Source organism: Paenibacillus sp. RC21 (assembly GCF_044907935.1).
GTDB lineage: Bacteria > Bacillota > Bacilli > Paenibacillales > Paenibacillaceae > Paenibacillus > Paenibacillus terrae_A.
Map to the genome: position 1 here is coordinate 43,970 of NZ_JBIYCS010000014.1, position 18,732 is coordinate 62,701.

Consider the following 18,732-nt stretch of genomic DNA (forward strand, 5'->3'; position numbering starts at 1 on the left):
ACGCGATGTAACCTAATACCGTCAACCACAACAGCCTAAAAAAGAAGAGCGCTAACAAAATTGTCAATGGTTTCAAAATGGGGAAGTGTCCAATTAATGGATTTTTTTTCTCTGGGCTATTCTCTTCTCCAGCGCTCAAACAGCTTTCGAATTTCCGGGCTCAGCTTGGCATCCAGCGAATTGCGGGACAACTTAGCGCTATCCTGCTCTATCCGCTTTTTCACTTCCTTTTCAGATTCCTCAATCTCGATCAGAAGCTCACGCGCCGACACCCTGAGCGCTCCTTGCCCAAAAGCGACATGTTGTTCCACCTGATCACTTGTTGCCACATAAATGCTTCTTCTCCGGCTGCTTAACTCCCGAACCAATCGCTCGATGCACTCGTCAGCGGTCTCTTTTTCTTTGGTAAAATAAATCTGTACTTTACTCTGGGAATACGTTTTACCCAATCCTGGCACCCGGTAAGCATCAAAAACGACGATGACTCTTCTGCCGGAATACGCCTGATGATCCGCGAGTCGTTCAAGCAGTCTGTCCCTCGCTTCCTGCATACCAGATTGTACCAGTGCGGAAAGTTCGGGCCAGGCTCCAATCATATTGTAACCGTCCACAAGCAGAACATCCCGCGTGTCAGCCATATCATTAGCCCCGTGCCTGTCGGCCGCGCAACACTTCGTACATCACGACACCTGCGGCTACAGAAGCATTCAGGGAATTGATTTGCCCAGCCATCGGCAGCTTAACGAGTACGTCACATTTCTCGCGGATCAAACGGCCCATCCCTTTATTTTCGTTACCAATGACGATAGCAACTGGCCCTGTGAATACACCATTTCCAAAAACCGGGTCCGTAGCTGTCACATCTGTGCCAACTACCCATACACCTTCCTCTTTGAGACGGTCGATGGTTTGCCCCAAATTGTTTACACGCGCCACCGGAACATACTCAACCGCCCCCGCTGATGTTTTGGACACCGTTACAGTTACTGCCGCTGAACGTCTTTTCGGCACGATTACGCCATGTGCCCCTGTGCAGTCCGCTGTCCGAAGGATAGACCCCAGATTATGTGGATCTTCAATCTCATCCAATAGGATCAAAAACGGCTCTTCTCCCTTACTACGTGCAGTTGCAAGCAGTTCTTCCACTTCAGCGTAGGCAAAAGGTGCAGCCTGTGCAACCACTCCCTGATGCTGTATTCCCGGAACCATTTGATCAAGCTTTCGCTTATCCACCTGTAAAACAATGATCCCCGCTTTTTTAGCCTCAGCCGTAATGGGCAATGTCAGATGCTTTTGTGCATTATCCGCAATCCATATTTTATTTATCGTTCTGCCTGAGCGAAGCGCCTCCGTTACCGAATGCTTACCGGCAATCCATTCTTCTTCCATATCTAGCTTCCTCCCGGAAAACGGCGGATGTTTGGCGCATTTGATCCGACGTTCCCAATTAAGATTTTTCTGTATTTTCCATTTGTGCAATACCATACGTAATCAATTCTCTCATTCTGTCCAAACGTCCGTCACAATAAAGAAAGCCAAACAATCCCTCCAGCGCAGTAGCATGACGATACTCAAGTACATCCGCATTTTTGGGCAGGCTTCCTGACTTGGCATTTCTGCCTTGTCTGACAATATCACGTTCTTCCTCCGTCAGCACCGTCTCCAGCAGCACGAGCATACGGCTCTGCGCCTTGGCAGAGACCAGCCCTGTGGCCCGCCGATGTAAATGGTTCGGACGCAGATTGGGCTGCGCCAGCAAATATTGCCGCACCGCGACCTCATACACAGCATCGCCAATGTAAGCCAGTGCAATCGGCGGCATCAGGCGGGCTGGCTTGGACGCAGGATACGGGAACCAGTTTCCCGCACCTTCCGAAGCCCCCGTGTTCAATGGCTTATCACTCATTTTCGCCGCCACCGCATACCCTGCGCTGTATCCTCAAGCACGATTCCTTTGACAGCGAGCAGATCGCGAATTTCATCGGCTCTGCCCCAGTTCTTGGTTTTACGAGCTTCGACACGTTCTGCAATTAATTGCTCAATTTCATCATCCAGCAGTTCTTCTTTTGGTTCCGAATATATGCGAAGTACATTATTCATCGAATGAAAGGTATGCAGCACCGCCTGCAATTCTGCCTGATTGACAACGTCACGCTGCAACAAATGGTTGGCTTCGCTAACCCATTCAAATACAGCAGTAATCGCATCAGGCGTATTGAAATCATCATCCATTTTTTCGACAAACTGCTGCAAAATTCCGTCAAGCTTCGTTTGCAGCTCGGCCGATACTTCTTCATTACCTTTCAACGCATTAGCTAAACGATGCTGCACGTTGGCCACTGCATTGGCAATCCGTTCGACACTGTTCTCCGCCTGACTCATCGTCTCATGATTGTAGTTTAACGGATTCCGGTAATGCGTCGACAGCATAAAATAACGTAAAGCCTCGGGCTTGTGACGAACACGCAGATCTTTAACCAAAATACCATTACCGAGTGATTTCGACATTTTTTCATTATCAATGCGAATATATCCGTTATGCATCCAGTAACGCGCCAATGGCTTACCCGTAATCACCTCCGATTGTGCGCATTCGCATTCATGATGTGGGAATTGCAAATCCTGTCCGCCCCCGTGAATATCCAGCGTATCTCCCAGATAGTGGCGGGCCATGGCAGAGCATTCGATATGCCAGCCCGGGCGGCCGTCGCCCCAAGGACTTGACCAATAAATTTCTCCTGGCTTGGCAGCCTTCCAGAGAACAAAATCCTCGGCATTTTCCTTACGTTCATCCACATTAATGCGAATCCCGAACTGAAGCTCCTCCAGATTCTGACCCGACAACTGACCGTAGCATTTGAATTTTTTCGTCCTATAGAACACATCGCCATCATTCTCATAGGCATATCCTTTATCTACCAGTTCCTTGATAAAATCAATAATCAGATCCATACTCTCAGTTACACGCGGATTCATACTGGCGGCAGGAACATTCAATCCTGTCAGATCCTCATGGTAGGCTGCAATAAATTTCTCGGCAACTGCCGGAACATCCATATCAAGTTCCCGAGCTTTGCGGATCAGCTTATCATCGACATCCGTAAAATTCACCACATAATTCACATCATAGCCCAGATACTCCAGGTAGCTGCGCACCACGTCAAACACAATTACAGGTCGTGCATTACCAATATGAATGTAATCATACACAGTAGGTCCGCATACATACATTTTAACCTTTCCAGGCTCCAGTGGAACAAAAGGCTCTCGGCTCCTCGACATTGTATTATAAATTTGAAGCGGCATCGTTGTATTCCTCCCTCATGAAAATTATCCTTGTAATTTATTCTCTTGAGTCACCTGATGTTTCTGAGCAGATCGCTCATCCTTCAAATCAGACAATTCTGCACGTAATCGTTCTATTTCCAATTGAAGCTCCCGCATAGAATCCACAACCGGATCAGGCAGTTGGTGACTAAGTCGGTCTGGACGTCTGCCATCTTGTCTGACCACTCGCCCCGGGATCCCCACCACCGTACTGTTTGGCGGAACCTCTTTAAGTACAACCGAGTTGGAGCCAATGTTGGACTGCGCCCCAATTGTAAAAGAGCCCAATATCTTTGCGCCGGAGCCTATAACAACATTATTCCCAATGGTGGGATGGCGCTTCCCCTTCTCTTTCCCCGTCCCTCCAAGAGTGACCCCCTGGTATAACACAACATCGTCGCCGATCTCACAGGTTTCGCCGATGACCACTCCCATGCCATGGTCAATGAACAGCCGATCTCCAATACGAGCGCCGGGATGGATTTCAATCCCTGTCATAAACCGCGATACCTGAGATATAATACGGGCTAGAGTACACCACTTTCGCAGATAAAACCAATGTGCGATTCGGTGTGCCCAAAGGGCATGAACGCCGGAATACGTAAAAATAACCTCCAGCTTACTCCGGGCGGCCGGATCATTATCCAAAACAGTTTGAATGTCGGATTTGATATGTCTGAACATGTCGCCCTCCTATTTCCCCCATTTCCTTGCCGCATCTTCACACAACTCCATGTTTCGCCAATTTTCGCATTCGTCAGCACACTTCGACATTTTTCACCTTTAACGAGCTTGAGTCTGATAAAAATGAAAAAGCGCCTCCGCAGCCTAAGCTGCAGAGACGCATGAACGTGGTCCCACTCTGCTTCAGGCAAACCTGCTGCATATAAGCAGAGAAGCCCGTCTTTGGCGTCCGGTAACGAGAACGATTCGGCACACCCTTGCCATATCAGCAGTCGACGCTGACGCTAATTAGGGTTCGGGCGCACGGCTCCCAGGTGCATTTCCTCCGCAGGTCATCTGGACGGCTTCCAGCCCCGGGGTTCCCCTCGGCCGTCCTCTCTGGCAAATGCCCTTATGCAGTGTACTTCTCCTGTTCTCAGCCTTTACACGTAAATATCAATCCGTATCAATGGAGTCATTATAGCGAAAAGACAACAAATTGACAAGAAATATCAGCCTTTAATTTGTGCCCTGAGACGGTCCAGTACCTTGTCACGTCCGAGCAAAAAGATCGTTTCATTCAAATCTCGTCCATGAGTTTGACCTGTAAGGGCCACACGAATCGGCATAAACAACTGTTTCCCTTTAAAGCCGGTTTCCTTTTGAACTTCCTTGATCAGCTTGGCCATTTGTGGAGCCGCAAATTCCTCACTCGCTTCCACCTTGCCAGCAAAGGCTTTAAGCACCTCAGGAACCTGCTCTTCAGCCAGCACAGCCGCAGCTTCCGTATCAAGCTCCAGATGCGAACGGAAAAACAACTCAGACAAAGCCACAATGTCGGACGCAGAGTTCATTTGTTCCTGATACAAGCGAACAAGAGCCTTGGCCCAGTCCTGCTGCTCCGCAGATAATTCATTCGGTAACAGCCCCGCTGCTTGCAAATGAGGAATCGCCATACCAGCAATCCGCTCAGGATCGGCTTTTTTAATATAATGATTGTTCAGGTAAGCCAGCTTGTTGGTATCAAAGACAGCCGGACTTTTGGACAAACGGTTGGGATCGAAAATCGAAATCAATTGTTCCCGGTCATAAATTTCTTCTTCGCCTTCCGGGGACCAACCCAGCAGCGCAATAAAATTGAATATAGCTTCTGGTAAGTAGCCTAATTTGTCGTACTGCTCCATAAACTGAATAATGGACTCGTTGCGTTTGCTAAGCTTTTTGTGATCATCGCCCACGATCAGTGTCATATGACCAAAGATTGGAGGCTCCCAGCCAAGCGCTTCAAAGATCATCAATTGTCGCGGTGTATTGGAGACATGATCCTCGCCTCGCAGCACATGCGATATTTTCATCAAATGATCGTCCACCGCCACTGCAAAGTTATATGTCGGAATACCATCTTTTTTGACGATAACAAAATCGCCGCTTTCCTTCGAATTGAACGTGATTTGGCCTTTGACCATATCATTAAACGTATATTCGCGATCTTCTGGTACGCGGAAACGGATACTTGGTACACGACCCTCCGCTTCGAATGCCTGACACTGTTCCTCCGTCAGATCACGGTGTTTCCCGGAGTAGCGTGGTGTCTCCCCACGTTCCGTCTGTTCTTCACGTTCGCGTTCCAGTTCTTCTTCGGTACAGTAGCAGCGGTAAGCCAAGCCACGATCCAGCAGATCCTGCCAATAGGTTTTGTATATATCCAAACGTTCAGTCTGACGGTAAGGTCCATACTCGCCTCCGACATCCACGCTTTCATCCCAATCCATACCCAACCATTTCAGATATTTAAGCTGGCTTTCTTCCCCGCCTGCAATGTTGCGTTTCACATCTGTATCTTCAATACGAATAATAAACTTGCCACCTTGGTTCCGAGCATACAAATAATTAAATAATGCCGTTCTGGCATTTCCAATATGCAGATGCCCTGTTGGGCTTGGGGCATAACGTACACGAACTTCCGTGCTCATAAAATCTCCTCCAAATCTAAGTTCTCAAGATGATAGCATACCCTTTACAAGACAGACAACCGATTGAGCCGCGATTCCTTCACCCCGCCCGGCAAAGCCAAGCTGCTCCGTCGTAGTTGCCTTAACGTTTACTTGGGAAGGATCTTCTGCTTCCAACGCACGAGCGATAACTTCATTCATCTTCGGGATGTAAGATGCCATTTTGGGCTTTTGCGCAATAATCGTAGAATCAATATTCCCCAAGCGGTATCCCCGCTCTTTGGCCAAACTCCATACATGCTCCAGCAGCTTGAGACTGTCGGCATCCTTGAATTCCAGATCGTTATCCGGAAAGTGCTTCCCAATGTCACCCAGACCGAGCGCGCCCAGAATGGCGTCGCTAACCGCATGCAGCAGCACGTCAGCATCGGAATGACCCAGCAATCCCTTTTCATAAGGAATATTCACGCCCCCGATAATGCACGGCCTTCCTTCCACCAGCTGGTGAACGTCAAACCCTTGTCCCACTCTGATCATCTGATATCCTCTCCCTCTGTCTTTACCCATAACTCCGCCATATCCAAGTCCTCAGGCGTGGTAATTTTGATATTTTTGTAGCTGCCCTGAACGACAGTGACCGGAATACCTAATCGCTCCACCAGCATCGAATCGTCTGTCCCCAAAAATCCTGCCTGCTCCGCTTCCTCGTAAGCCAGCAGCAGATCGGAAAGACGAAAAGTCTGTGGCGTTTGAATGCTCCACAGACTTCGGCGATCCGGCGTTGCCGTAATGACACCATCCCCGTTCACTTGCTTAACTGTATCCTTTACAGGTACTGCCGCTACAGAAGCACCGGTACGCTGGGCTGTCTCCAGACATGAACGTATAAGCTCAGGCTGAATGAGCGGGCGTACACCATCATGCACCATCACCCAATCTGCTTGCAGGTGGCTCAGACCGCGATATACCGAATGCTGACGTTCACTGCCTCCAGCCACCACCTGTACGTCCTTGCCGATTCGGTATTGACTAATCCACTCTTGACAGCGCTCGACATCTTCTGCCCCCGTCACCATCACCATTTCATCCACTTCGGGCATGGCTGCGAATATCTCAAGTGTATGTATGAAGATGGGCTTGTCCCGCAAAAGCAAAAATTGCTTGCTTTCCGGCGTTCCCATACGGGAGCCGCGCCCAGCCGCCACAATGACGACTCCTACCCGATTGTTCATTGAAATGACTCCTGCCTTGATCGCACTTGGACGATCCGTATGATTACACATCTACTTCATCATACCGCGTTTATTGAGCTTTTTCCAATAATTTCGGTTTGGCAAAAATCATACGGCCCGCAGAGGTCTGAAGTACGCTTGTAACCAGCACCTCCATCAGCGAACCGATGTAGTCACGTCCGCCTTCCACAACGATCATCGTACCATCATCCAGATAGGCCACACCTTGCCCATGCTCCTTGCCGTCTTTGATAATCTGCACCATAATTTCCTCACCGGGCAGCACTACAGGCTTCACTGCATTTGCCAGGTCATTAATATTCAGCACCGATACACCTTGAAGCTCACACACCTTATTCAGGTTAAAATCGTTCGTTACCACCTTACCCTGTAGCACCTTTGCCAGCTTGACCAATTTGCTGTCGACCTCTGAAATCTCCTCAAAATCGCCTTCGTAAATCAATACATTTACATCCAACTCTTTTTGAATCTTGTTCAAAATATCCAGACCTCGCCGCCCGCGGTTACGCTTGAGTAAATCCGACGAATCTGCAATATGCTGAAGCTCCTCCAGCACAAATTCGGGAATAACAATCGTTCCTTCGATAAAACCAGTCTTGCAAATATCCGCAATACGTCCGTCTATAATAACACTGGTGTCCAAAATTTTATGTTCCTCCAGCTTGCGTTCTTCCACACCCGTACCTCGACCAAAAAAACCCGAACTCCAAAATGAGGACAGCTCGTCCCGCTTTTCCAGTCCGACCATCACTCCCACATATCCGCATACGATGGTAACGGCCGTTTGAATCAGTTGACCTGGTGCCCCTAGCCATGACAAGAGCGGGTAAACCGCTAAGGAAAGGATCAAGCCCACCGCTAATCCAATCGCACCTGCCATCATCTCGTTCATCGGAATCCGTACCAAACCTTCGATCCCCTGTTGTAACCGATTAGCCACAGCTGTTCCGGCGAGCGAGCATCCAGCCATAAACAACACAGCTCCCGCAATCATCCAAACAGCCATTCCCGGTAAAGAACCATCACTCAGCCAATGGGGCAACCATGATACGATACCTCCTACCCGATGGTATAACGTATAGCCGAACCACGCTCCGCACAAACCTGTAAAAGTTAAAATAGCCTTTCTCCACATCGAGTCTCTATACCTCCTTTGTTTTCTGTTCGTACACCCTGTATTTATTGGATATACATCACTTTCCTTACCAGTATGATCCAATTTTCACTCAACTAACCCTATGTATTTGATTTTTTATGCATAAAAAAAACATCTATCTCCCTAAAGTGATCCAAGGAAATAAATGCTTAATTGTTTTCTCGCTTAATACTAATGCTGTGAATGACGATATTGATCATCCTGTTCTTCCTGAGTGGAACGTCCTCGACCGCGTCCACGTCTACGTGACAGCTTACGGATATTGAGTTTCATGCCATACAATGCATACAGCACCAACGGCACGAAAATCAGCTTCGATAATTGATCCGGGAATTTAACCGCCAGTACAACGGCAGCAATTACAACCCATGGAGCGATCCAGATCGCTTTCTTCGGAAGGCCCACCTTTTTTAAGTTCGGATATTTCATCGAGCTGACCATCAAATAAGAGACAAGCAGCATCGCAATCGACATGTATAACAGAGAAATATCGTTATGGAATAAGGACAAAGTGGCTAACACACCACCTGCTGCCGGAATCGGCAAGCCTGTAAAATAACCCGGTACACCAGGACGTACATTAAAACGAGCCAAACGTAACGCTCCGCACATCGGAAAAATAGCCGTAACCGTCCAGGCCAAAGCCGAATTAGCATCATGAAAAGCAACCATGTACATAATAACTGCGGGAGCTACACCAAAAGATATCATATCTGATAAGGAGTCCAGTTCTTTACCGAATTCGCTCTGGGCATTTAGCGCCCGGGCCATTCGTCCATCCAGTCCGTCCAACAACATGGCGACAATAACCATAATAGCGGCAAGACTGTATTTTCCGTCTACGGCCAATAAAATGGCGATCATTCCGAGAAACAAGTTACCTAAGGTACACATGTTCGGAATTGATTTGGTAATCATCTCTTCACCTCAATGTATGAATTGTTCCATTATAATCCTTTCACTGTATTACATTTACATTTGCCTGTCAATGAAAACTTGTTCCTGCAATCGTTTGAGTCCCTCTTTAATGGTACGCGCACGGACTTCTCCAATGCCATCTACTTCATCCAGTTCTTCAATCGTCGCTGTCATAACATGCGGAAAACGTCCAAACCGCTCCACCAGATTGTGAATGATCACATTCGGTAGACGTGGTATCTTGTTCAGCACCCGATAACCGCGCGCCACGATATATTCTTCTGATGTCGCAGCCGAAGACGGGTATCCCAGCAAACGCACAATATGATTTGCATCCAGCAGCTCATCGTCCGTGGAACGCTTGAGGCCCAATATAATGCCACGAATTTTCTCATCGCTATCGTCTTTGGCATAATCCTTATACAGTAGCCAAGCCTCTTCCTCGATATTACTGACAAGCTCATCCATCTGCATGCTAATTAAACGGCCCTCATTCCCAAGCTCGTTAATAAATCGTTTGATTTCCATTTTGATGCGCAGCACCATTTCGATCCGTTGGATAACATTTACCACTTCGGGCATGGTCACTAATTCTTCAAATTCGGATGCCGTCAAATTCGTCGAGGCTTGCCCCAACACGGATCTATACTTTTCCAGCGTCTGAATGGCCTGATTGGCTTTGGTTAAAATAACTCCGATTTCCTTGAGCGCATATCTCAGCGTTCCCTGATACAATGTAATAATATTGCGCCGCTGCGAAATAGATACGACTAACTTGCCAGTTTGCTTGGCGACCCGCTCCGCTGTCCGGTGACGAATACCCGTTTCAATCGATGAGATAGAAGAATCAGGAATCAATTGCGTATTTGCGTATAAAATCCGTTTCAAATCCTCACTCAGTATGATGGCACCGTCCATCTTAGCCAGTTCATACAAATAGTTCGGTGAAAAATCACAGTTAATCGAGAAGCCGCCATCCACGACCTCCATTACCTCCGGGCTATAGCCAACGACCAGAAGAGCGCCCGTTTTGGCGCGCAACACGTTTTCCAGTCCGTCGCGAAAGGGAGTTCCCGGTGCCACAAGCCGCAGCAAATCATTCATTTTATCCAGTTGGCTCGCTTCTTTCATTCTCATTGCCCCCTAATCTAATGCGGCTGCCAATGCATCTGCCACCGTTCCTACTCCTACAATTTGTATCCCTTTCGGATGCGTCCAGCCCTTCAGGCTCTTCTCTGGCATAATCACCCGTTTAAAACCTAGCTTCTCCGCTTCCCGCACACGCTGCTCCGCTCTGGATACAGCACGCACCTCACCCGTCAGCCCCACCTCGCCAAAAATCACATCGTATGGCTTGGTAGGCGCATCTCGAAAACTGGAAGCAATACTCACCGCTATTGCCAGGTCCACCGCTGGTTCATCCAGCTTTACGCCCCCGGCCACATTTAGATACGCATCCTGATTTTGCAAAAACATGCCCATCCGCTTTTCCAACACGGCTATAATCAATCCCATTCGATGATGGTCAACCCCTGTACCCATTCGGCGTGGAGAAGGAAAATGCGTGGTCGCAATCAGCGCCTGCAGCTCAACCAATACAGGTCGTGTTCCTTCCATACTGGCCACAACAGTCGAACCAGCCACCCCCAGCGGTCGTTCGGACAAAAACAGCTCGGAAGGATTCGACACCTCACGCAAGCCGCTTTCAGCCATTTCAAAAATACCAATTTCATTCGTAGAGCCAAAACGATTCTTAACCGCACGCAACAGCCGATACGTATGATGGCGCTCTCCTTCAAAATAAAGCACACAATCGACCATATGCTCCAACAGACGCGGGCCTGCAATGGCCCCTTCCTTGGTTACATGTCCTACCAGCACCGTTGCAATTCCTAATCCCTTGGCAATCCGCATAAAACGTGAAGTACATTCCCGTACCTGTGCTACACTCCCCGGCGCACTCGTCACCTCAGGCAAATATACAGTCTGGATAGAGTCAATCACCAGAAACTCCGGTTTCAAGCTGTCTACCGCTTCTTCAATCGTCTCCAAATTCGTCTCACATAATACGTATAAATTGGGGGACAGGGCACCGAGACGGTCTGCACGCAGCTTCGTCTGACGGACCGATTCCTCACCTGACACGTACAGCACCTTTAAACCGGTTAAAGCCAGCTCATTCGATGTCTGTAGCATAAGCGTAGATTTTCCAATCCCCGGATCACCGCCCACCAGAACGAGTGAACCTGGCACCACGCCTCCCCCGAGCACGCGATTCAATTCGCCTATTCCCGTCAAAATTCGTGCTTCTTTGCCGCTCTCCACTTCGATAATAGGGAGCGGTTTATCTTTTGTGCTATGAGTAAGAAGGGAAGAACCCATTCCTTGAGTTTTAACAACGCTTTCCGTTTCCTCCACCATGGAATTCCATGCCTGGCATCCGGGACATTTTCCATACCATTTGGGCGATTCATAACCGCACTCCGTACAGGAAAATTTAGTTTTCACTTTAGCCATACTTTGTTCCTTGGCTCCTTATATGACAACGATCAATGTCGGATTTATCTTCACACAGCCGGAAAGAGCTGTAACAATAAAAGTTTACCATTGAAGCTTGGCGGACGTAAAGCGATATCACAAACTTTTCCAAAGCTCTTATCCGACCGCTCCACAGTGCTTTATACACAAAAAGGGCGCCCTCGCCACAGCTTTTCAGCCTGCGAGACACCCTTTCTGACCACTTTTATTGTGCTAATCTATCGTACCTCTGTCCTTTTTGGGCAAAAGCCGATGATTATCGTTAACTTTTATTGCCTGCTCAGGACTTCGCGGATACGTTATCCTTTTTTGTAACGGTCAACGCACCGTTCTCTTCATCAATAAAGAGAGAATCACCTTTAGTGATATTACCCGACAGCAACTCCTCAGACAGACGGTCCTCGATATGCTTCTGGATCGCACGACGCAATGGACGCGCACCATACGCCGGATCAAAGCCTTCCTTCGCAAGGAATGCCTTAGCCTTGTCTGTCAACTCAAAGTCCACCTCGTACTCATTCAGACGCTTACGCAGCTCTTCGGACATAAGGGACACGATTTCGGCAATGTGTTTTTCTTCGAGAGAATGGAAAACGATAATTTCATCAATCCGGTTCAAGAACTCGGGACGGAAGCTTTTCTTCAGTTCATCCATCACTTTGCCCTTCATGTTATCATAATCCGCTCCAGCGTCCACAACAGCTGTAAAGCCGAGCGTGGAGTTACGTTTGATCGCCTGTGCACCCACATTGGATGTCAGGATGATGAGTGTGTTGCGGAAATCGACAACACGGCCTTTGGAATCCGTCAGACGTCCATCTTCCAGCACTTGCAGAAGAATGTTGAACACTTCTGGATGTGCTTTTTCAATCTCATCCAGCAGTACGACGGAGTAAGGTTTACGACGCACCTTCTCAGTCAATTGACCGCCTTCTTCATATCCAACATATCCTGGAGGCGCTCCTACCAGACGGGACGTGGAATGTTTCTCCATGTATTCGGACATATCGATTCGGATAACCGCATTTTCATCTCCGAACATGGATTCAGCCAACGCGCGTGCCAGCTCAGTTTTACCAACCCCGGTTGGACCGAGGAAAATAAAGGAGCCGATTGGACGTTTCGGATCTTTCAGTCCGGCACGTGCCCGGCGAATAGCCCGGCTAACTGCCTTAACTGCTTCATCCTGCCCAATTACCCGCTCATGCAGCAATTCTTCCATATTCAACAAGCGATGCGTTTCTTCCTCTTTCAGCTTGCTAACCGGAACACCTGTCCAAATCGCAACGACCTGAGCAATATCCTCCGGTGTTACTTCGGAATCTGTACGTCCCTGTTGCTCTTTCCATTGGTTTTTCGTAACATCCAGCTCTTCACGAATTTTCTGCTCTGTATCACGCAATGCAGCCGCCTTTTCGAACTCTTGGCTTTGTACAGCCGAATCCTTTTCCTTACGAATATCTTCCAGACGGTTTTCCAGCTGTTTCAGGTTTGGCGGTACTGTATAGGAATTCAGCCTTACCTTGGAACCTGCTTCATCAATAAGGTCAATTGCTTTATCCGGCAGGAAGCGGTCGGTGATATAACGATCTGACAATTTTACTGCCGCTTCAATGGCTTCATCCGTAATTTTCACACGGTGATGCGCTTCATAACGGTCACGCAGGCCGTACAGAATTTGAACAGCTTCTTCTGGAGAAGGCTGATCTACCGTAATCGGCTGGAAGCGACGTTCCAAAGCAGCGTCCTTTTCAATATATTTGCGGTATTCGTCCAGCGTTGTCGCACCGATGCATTGCAGCTCGCCACGTGCCAGAGCAGGCTTTAAAATGTTGGAGGCATCAATGGCACCTTCAGCTCCACCAGCACCAATCAGCGTATGCAGCTCATCAATGAACAATACGATGTTTCCTGCTTGACGAATCTCGTCCATAATCTTTTTCAAACGATCCTCAAATTCACCACGATATTTGGTGCCTGCTACCACAGAGCCCATATCGAGTGTCATTACGCGCTTGTCGCGCAACGTTTCGGGAATCTCATTGGCAATAATTTTTTGCGCCAATCCTTCGGCAATTGCTGTTTTACCTACCCCTGGCTCACCGATCAGAACCGGATTGTTCTTTGTACGGCGGCTGAGCACCTGAATTACACGTTCAATTTCCTTACTGCGCCCAATGACAGGGTCCAGGTTGTTTTCCTTCGCAGATGCCGTCAAATCACGTGCCAAGCTGTCCAGCGTTGGTGTGCTGACATTAGCTGGAGCACCATGATGGCTGGAAACAGCCTCACTGCTGCCGAGCAATTGAAGCACTTGCTGACGTGCTTTATTCAGGCTGATACCTAGGTTATTCAGTACACGGGCTGCTACACCTTCGCCTTCACGGATAAGACCGAGCAAAATATGCTCCGTACCTACATAGGTATGGCCCAACTTACGAGCTTCATCCATAGACAGCTCGATGACCTTTTTGGCGCGTGGAGTATAGGCAATGTTCGTCGGTTGTTCTTGACCGCGTCCAATCAGCGTTTCCACTTCATCCTGAATTTTTTCCAGTCCCAGCCCTAAACCAATCAAGGCTTTCGCTGCAATTCCTTCACCTTCACGAATAAGGCCGAGCAAAATGTGCTCCGTGCCAATGTTGTTGTGTCCCAATCGAACAGCTTCTTCCTGAGCCAAGGCAAGCACTTTTTGTGCGCGTTCCGTAAATCTTCCAAACATCATATATCCTGCACCTCCACAGTGTGTATTTCAGATCATTCTATATATTAAAGGGTTGTGCCTAATTTTTGCCGGATCAGCTTCGCCCGGTACATATCGCGCTCACCGGTGTTCATTTTATCACCAAAGCTTTTTTGCAGAAATCCGGGTTGCGTCATCACATTCAGCTCATTCATCGCTGCTGTGGATGGACGCTCCAAAATCCCCAAGTCCACGCCAAGACGTACATCAGACAACCGCTGTGCGGCCTCCTTGGATTCCAGTACCGCTGCATATGACAAAATACCGAATGAACGCATCACCCGATCTGTAATCCGCAGCATGGACTCATTCATCAGTCGTTCCCTGGCGGAACGTTCATGCTCTATAATTTGCAGCACAACGCCATGCAGATTTTCGATAATTTCCGCTTCGGTCTGTCCCAGTGTAATCTGATTGGATACCTGAAACAGATTGCCGACCGCTTCGCTTCCTTCACCATAAATACCGCGAACGGTAAGACCTACCTGTGAAACAGCGGACAAAATTCGATTAATCTGATGAGTCATGACCAATGCGGGCAGATGCATCATCACCGAAGCTCTCATCCCTGTGCCAACATTCGTCGGACAACTGGTCAGAAAGCCTCTACGATCATCAAATGCATAATCGACATGCGCCTCAAATGCATCATCAATAACCGTAGCACGTTCCCAAGCTTCTCTAACCTGACATCCCGGATATAAGCACTGGATACGCAGATGATCCTCTTCGTTTATCATAACACTAACCGATTCATCATCGCTAATCAAAACAGCACCGTTACGAGATTCGTTCGCCAAATTAGGGCTAATCAAATGCTTCTCAACCAGTACCTGCTTATCGATCTCATCCAACTCGGATATTTTCAGGGTATGAAAGGTACCAAAGCGGCCTAAATCATCATACTGAAGGATATCCGTCAAACGTTGAAGTGCTTCTTCCGACTGCTGGTTGGTAGCAAGCATGGGAAAAGGCAGATGCTGCAAGTTACGCGCAATTCTCACCCGGCTGCTAATGACAATCTCCGAATCCGCAGCTTCACCACGCATCCAATCACTTAGCGGCTTTTCCGTAAACCGGATATTGGGCATTACGCATCCCCTCCTACTCTTCACAAACTTTACTCTTCGGTCATTTCTTTTTCAAGCTTTCTGATTTGATCCCTAAGCTCAGCGGCTGATTCGAATTCTTCCTGTACAATATGCTGTTGCATCTCTTTTTTCAGATCATCAATTTGCCGTTTAACCTTCAATCGGCCTCCGGTGCGAACCGGAACCTTGCCCACATGGCTCGTACTGCCATGCACACGCTTGAACAAAGGGTCTAGACGGCTGTCAAAATATTGATAGCACGACGGACACCCAAAGCGCCCCAGCTTACTGAACTGTGCATAAGTCATGCCGCAATCCTTGCATTGCAGATTTTGCGGACCGCTATGGCCTGGCGACTGGCTCTTTGTGCTGGATTCAAAATCCAGCATACCCGACAACAAGCTATGAATTGAAAAGCCGTTAGGTGTACCAGGGATCATCTCCCCTTTTTCCTTCGCACACGTCTCACAAATATGAAACTCTGTCTTTTCGCCATTCACAATTTTGGTGAAATGCAAAGTTGCCGGCCGTTTATTACATTCTTGGCACAGCATAAAAGCACCTCCTTCAGCGTCAGGATTTTTGCAAATCCCTACTCCAAACCGTTAATCTTGAATCACACGCTATCTGGCCACCAGCAACGAAATCAGCATAGCCTTAAGCAGCCTTGCCCGTAGCTGGTCACGATAAGGAAGCTTCAGCAATAATGTGTCCCTTGATAAAGCAGCCTTCATTAAACCAGCTTCCCTTTTGCTTAAAAAAAGTGCTTCTTCCAGCTGATAAATCAGCCCTTCCGCTGCCGATTGGCTAATTTCCTCTCCAATGCTTTGATGGAGATGTGTATGAATCGCATGCTGTGCAGGCAGTTGAATTCGCTGAATGCGAATGTAACCCCCACCACCGCGTTTGCTTTCCACCACATAGCCTTTTTCCAGCGTAAAACGGGTACTGATTACATAATTAATTTGCGACGGCACGCAGGAAAAGCGGTCAGCCAAATCATTGCGCTGAATTTCCACTAAACCTTTGGGACTTTCCAGCAATATGCTCTTCAAATATTGTTCAATAATATCGGAAACATTGCGCATTTCATCATCCTCCACTAACGGAAACGCAAATATTCAGTACATTTCACGCTCCACAGAGTCCGCCGTATATTGAACTTAACCGAACGGTAAAGTCATGAATCTAAGCCAGTATCGAGGCTAATTAGCCCCCCCTACCTCACTTAGAAACATCCCGTTTAGTTTCTAGTGTGACCTTTATTCGTAATAAATCATACACCTTCCCTCATGCTCATGAGATTACAGTGACGTTTATCTACAGATCAGGTCTGTCTTTTCATGCTGTGTTGGTGTCAATGTATTATATACGGCTAAAAACTCAGCGTATTCACACCATTCTAATGAAGCACTATAGACTCGATTGACTTTGACTTTCTTTGACTATATTCACATTATAGCACAAAATATATTTTTGCCAAGGGGTCAATATCATTTTTCGCAATCTAATTATGTTTTATACAATATAAGAAAAACTCTTCCCTTTACGGAAAGAGTTCTGAAAAATGTCGTTAAAATCATCCACACCTCATGCAAGGTATTTAAGCCAGACTCCCTAAAGAATGAAGACTCAAGAGCATTTAAGAGCATTATAATTAGAAAAAATCCAGCAAAAATGTTTGTTTTATCGGTATTACACGTTCTAATACAGACACAGACTCACCTCGCCCTGTAATACGACTCCACTTATACAGATCATCAGGCCGCTGATAGCCAAGCATCAGGGTGGTCAGCGACTGGATTCCCACGCTCAAGTCAGCTTCTACACCGTCCTCGGAAGAACTGCTTGGATCCACTCTGTCCAAATGTCCTTGCCCTTCCGCGTTGACCATCAATATCCATATTCCTTCATTCCATGGAGCATAATGATCTGTCAGATGTAAGGTCAAACGTGTTTCCTCTCCAATTGCCTCAAAAGGATATTTCTCCACAAAAGCAGCTGCATCTACAATACGGCCCATAAAATAAGGCTCTGTTTCCTGCTGAATTCGCGGATCATCTAGCAGAAATGGCAGATTGTCATCAGCCGGAATGTAAATGAATTTACCCTGGGTTATCATCGAATCATGATTTGCAAAATACGTCCACAACGCCCGCCGTGCCGTCTCATTAAGATATACCAGTTCGTCGCAATTCAGCTGCTTATCTTCAATTTTGTAGAGTGCATATCCCTGAGGATCGCCTGCTTCAGAGTAATACACTGCGGTCCGGTAGTTCTTATTTAATGTCCGCTCTTCCCACCATTCCTTATCTCGTACCAGCGTACCATTATAACGCGAAGCATATGCTTGATACACTTGGTCCAGCTCAGAAATATCTTTGACATCCCGTTTGACCGTACCTTCGGTTTTAAGCTTGGCAGGGAACTTATCGATCGAAATAATATACTTTTTGTATTCAATATACGTTTCCCATCCAAATTTACGATAGAAGGCAAAAGAGAAAGGATGTAGAAAAGAAAGGCTCTGTCCCGCGACCTTCATCTCTTCAAGCACATGCGTTAAAAGGCGTGAAACCAGACCACCGCGTCGCTTTTCCGGCCATGTTGCCACACCAGCAATACCCCCCATGTCAAAAACCTGACCCTGTATGTATACCTGTAACGGTAGCAAAGTCAGCTTTGCATTCAAGTCATTTCCGTCGAAAATCCCCCAAGTTTGTTCTGGTTTGAATTTCTTTTTGGATTTCTCCAGATCCTCCGGGGACATTGTAAACTGAAAAGCATATTGAGACAACTCAATAGCAGCTTCAAATTCCTCACGTTGTAATTGTCTGATTTCCATAAGTTCGTCACCTCGCTCGTATACTTGGACTTCCGCAAAAAGATCACACCCTTAGAGTGTCGCAAAGCCTTCGTTCTCTGTCAACCTCAGGAACAGATGTTATAGCAAAAACACAAAAAAATAACCACAATCTCAAAGAGATCATGGTTATTTTTTACTTTTGCTTGGCGACGTCCTACTCTCCCAGGACCCTGCGGTCCAAGTACCATCGGCGCTGGAGGGCTTAACGGTCGTGTTCGGGATGGG

The 18,732-nt window shown here is 47.5% G+C and carries 17 protein-coding genes and 1 rRNA gene; all 18 read right to left on the reverse strand.

What is annotated here, in order from left to right; translation table 11 throughout:
* Window positions 1-116: 116 nt before the first annotated feature.
* Entirely contained in the window at window positions 117-638 is a 522-nt protein-coding gene (locus ABIA61_RS25490; protein ID WP_044647198.1) for an NYN domain-containing protein, read from the reverse strand.
* 4 nt (window positions 639-642) lie between these two features.
* Window positions 643-1,389, reverse strand: coding sequence for a 23S rRNA (guanosine(2251)-2'-O)-methyltransferase RlmB (gene rlmB, locus ABIA61_RS25495; RefSeq protein ID WP_404521548.1), 747 nt, complete (start codon window positions 1,387-1,389; stop codon window positions 643-645).
* A 58-nt stretch (window positions 1,390-1,447) separates the two neighbouring features.
* A complete protein-coding gene (locus ABIA61_RS25500; protein ID WP_014278328.1) occupies window positions 1,448-1,906 on the reverse strand; it encodes a Mini-ribonuclease 3 in 459 nt (152 codons plus the stop codon).
* Complete coding sequence (gene cysS, locus ABIA61_RS25505; RefSeq protein WP_283653469.1) at window positions 1,903-3,306, reverse strand: cysteine--tRNA ligase; 1,404 nt, start codon at window positions 3,304-3,306, stop codon at window positions 1,903-1,905. Before cysS ends, ABIA61_RS25500 begins: the two co-directional genes overlap by 4 nt.
* 24 nt (window positions 3,307-3,330) lie before the next feature.
* Window positions 3,331-4,011: a serine O-acetyltransferase gene (cysE, locus tag ABIA61_RS25510; protein ID WP_283653470.1), complete on the reverse strand. Its 681-nt coding sequence runs from the start codon at window positions 4,009-4,011 to the stop codon at window positions 3,331-3,333.
* 491 nt (window positions 4,012-4,502) lie between these two features.
* Complete coding sequence (gltX, locus tag ABIA61_RS25515; protein ID WP_283653471.1) at window positions 4,503-5,963, reverse strand: glutamate--tRNA ligase; 1,461 nt, start codon at window positions 5,961-5,963, stop codon at window positions 4,503-4,505.
* Window positions 5,964-5,987: 24 nt separating this feature from the next.
* Window positions 5,988-6,479 carry a 2-C-methyl-D-erythritol 2,4-cyclodiphosphate synthase gene (ispF, locus tag ABIA61_RS25520; RefSeq protein ID WP_283653472.1) on the reverse strand — a complete coding sequence of 164 codons (492 nt, stop codon included), beginning with the start codon at window positions 6,477-6,479 and terminating at the stop codon, window positions 5,988-5,990.
* On the reverse strand, window positions 6,476-7,174 hold the full coding sequence (ispD, locus tag ABIA61_RS25525) for a 2-C-methyl-D-erythritol 4-phosphate cytidylyltransferase (RefSeq protein ID WP_283653473.1): 699 nt from the start codon (window positions 7,172-7,174) through the stop codon (window positions 6,476-6,478). Before ispD ends, ispF begins: the two co-directional genes overlap by 4 nt.
* A gap of 70 nt (window positions 7,175-7,244) precedes the next feature.
* Complete coding sequence (locus ABIA61_RS25530) at window positions 7,245-8,330, reverse strand: PIN/TRAM domain-containing protein (protein ID WP_283653474.1); 1,086 nt, start codon at window positions 8,328-8,330, stop codon at window positions 7,245-7,247.
* 192 nt (window positions 8,331-8,522) lie between these two features.
* Complete coding sequence (gene pssA / locus ABIA61_RS25535) at window positions 8,523-9,269, reverse strand: CDP-diacylglycerol--serine O-phosphatidyltransferase (protein WP_044647190.1); 747 nt, start codon at window positions 9,267-9,269, stop codon at window positions 8,523-8,525.
* 54 nt (window positions 9,270-9,323) lie between these two features.
* On the reverse strand, window positions 9,324-10,400 hold the full coding sequence (gene disA, locus ABIA61_RS25540) for a DNA integrity scanning diadenylate cyclase DisA (protein ID WP_134912280.1): 1,077 nt from the start codon (window positions 10,398-10,400) through the stop codon (window positions 9,324-9,326).
* 12 nt (window positions 10,401-10,412) lie between these two features.
* Complete coding sequence (gene radA, locus ABIA61_RS25545; protein ID WP_134912279.1) at window positions 10,413-11,786, reverse strand: DNA repair protein RadA; 1,374 nt, start codon at window positions 11,784-11,786, stop codon at window positions 10,413-10,415.
* A 301-nt stretch (window positions 11,787-12,087) separates the two neighbouring features.
* On the reverse strand, window positions 12,088-14,532 hold the full coding sequence (gene clpC / locus ABIA61_RS25550) for an ATP-dependent protease ATP-binding subunit ClpC (RefSeq protein WP_044647187.1): 2,445 nt from the start codon (window positions 14,530-14,532) through the stop codon (window positions 12,088-12,090).
* Between the two features lie 44 nt (window positions 14,533-14,576).
* The gene (gene mcsB / locus ABIA61_RS25555; RefSeq protein ID WP_283653475.1) at window positions 14,577-15,641 is read right to left on the reverse strand and encodes a protein-arginine kinase McsB; all 1,065 of its coding nucleotides are present in this window, start codon (window positions 15,639-15,641) and stop codon (window positions 14,577-14,579) included.
* A 29-nt stretch (window positions 15,642-15,670) separates the two neighbouring features.
* Window positions 15,671-16,195 carry a protein-arginine kinase activator protein McsA gene (gene mcsA / locus ABIA61_RS25560; protein ID WP_044647185.1) on the reverse strand — a complete coding sequence of 175 codons (525 nt, stop codon included), beginning with the start codon at window positions 16,193-16,195 and terminating at the stop codon, window positions 15,671-15,673.
* Window positions 16,196-16,264: 69 nt separating this feature from the next.
* Window positions 16,265-16,729: a CtsR family transcriptional regulator gene (locus tag ABIA61_RS25565; protein ID WP_283653476.1), complete on the reverse strand. Its 465-nt coding sequence runs from the start codon at window positions 16,727-16,729 to the stop codon at window positions 16,265-16,267.
* Between the two features lie 569 nt (window positions 16,730-17,298).
* The gene (locus ABIA61_RS25570; RefSeq protein WP_404581453.1) at window positions 17,299-18,486 is read right to left on the reverse strand and encodes a GNAT family N-acetyltransferase; all 1,188 of its coding nucleotides are present in this window, start codon (window positions 18,484-18,486) and stop codon (window positions 17,299-17,301) included.
* Window positions 18,487-18,648: 162 nt separating this feature from the next.
* Window positions 18,649-18,732, reverse strand: a 5S ribosomal RNA gene (gene rrf, locus ABIA61_RS25575); the annotation flags it as partial.

Bases quoted from the DNA above. Each gene is read 5' to 3' on its own strand.
- ABIA61_RS25490 (WP_044647198.1), bottom strand. From the start codon at position 638: ATGGCTGACACGCGGGATGTTCTGCTTGTGGACGGTTACAATATGATT.
- rlmB (WP_404521548.1), bottom strand. From the start codon at position 1,389: ATGGAAGAAGAATGGATTGCCGGTAAGCATTCGGTAACGGAGGCGCTT.
- ABIA61_RS25500 (WP_014278328.1), bottom strand. From the start codon at position 1,906: ATGAGTGATAAGCCATTGAACACGGGGGCTTCGGAAGGTGCGGGAAAC.
- cysS (WP_283653469.1), bottom strand. From the start codon at position 3,306: ATGCCGCTTCAAATTTATAATACAATGTCGAGGAGCCGAGAGCCTTTT.
- cysE (WP_283653470.1), bottom strand. From the start codon at position 4,011: ATGTTCAGACATATCAAATCCGACATTCAAACTGTTTTGGATAATGAT.
- gltX (WP_283653471.1), bottom strand. From the start codon at position 5,963: ATGAGCACGGAAGTTCGTGTACGTTATGCCCCAAGCCCAACAGGGCAT.
- ispF (WP_283653472.1), bottom strand. From the start codon at position 6,479: ATGATCAGAGTGGGACAAGGGTTTGACGTTCACCAGCTGGTGGAAGGA.
- ispD (WP_283653473.1), bottom strand. From the start codon at position 7,174: ATGAACAATCGGGTAGGAGTCGTCATTGTGGCGGCTGGGCGCGGCTCC.
- ABIA61_RS25530 (WP_283653474.1), bottom strand. From the start codon at position 8,330: ATGTGGAGAAAGGCTATTTTAACTTTTACAGGTTTGTGCGGAGCGTGG.
- pssA (WP_044647190.1), bottom strand. From the start codon at position 9,269: ATGATTACCAAATCAATTCCGAACATGTGTACCTTAGGTAACTTGTTT.
- disA (WP_134912280.1), bottom strand. From the start codon at position 10,400: ATGAAAGAAGCGAGCCAACTGGATAAAATGAATGATTTGCTGCGGCTT.
- radA (WP_134912279.1), bottom strand. From the start codon at position 11,786: ATGGCTAAAGTGAAAACTAAATTTTCCTGTACGGAGTGCGGTTATGAA.
- clpC (WP_044647187.1), bottom strand. From the start codon at position 14,532: ATGATGTTTGGAAGATTTACGGAACGCGCACAAAAAGTGCTTGCCTTG.
- mcsB (WP_283653475.1), bottom strand. From the start codon at position 15,641: ATGCCCAATATCCGGTTTACGGAAAAGCCGCTAAGTGATTGGATGCGT.
- mcsA (WP_044647185.1), bottom strand. From the start codon at position 16,195: ATGCTGTGCCAAGAATGTAATAAACGGCCGGCAACTTTGCATTTCACC.
- ABIA61_RS25565 (WP_283653476.1), bottom strand. From the start codon at position 16,729: ATGCGCAATGTTTCCGATATTATTGAACAATATTTGAAGAGCATATTG.
- ABIA61_RS25570 (WP_404581453.1), bottom strand. From the start codon at position 18,486: ATGGAAATCAGACAATTACAACGTGAGGAATTTGAAGCTGCTATTGAG.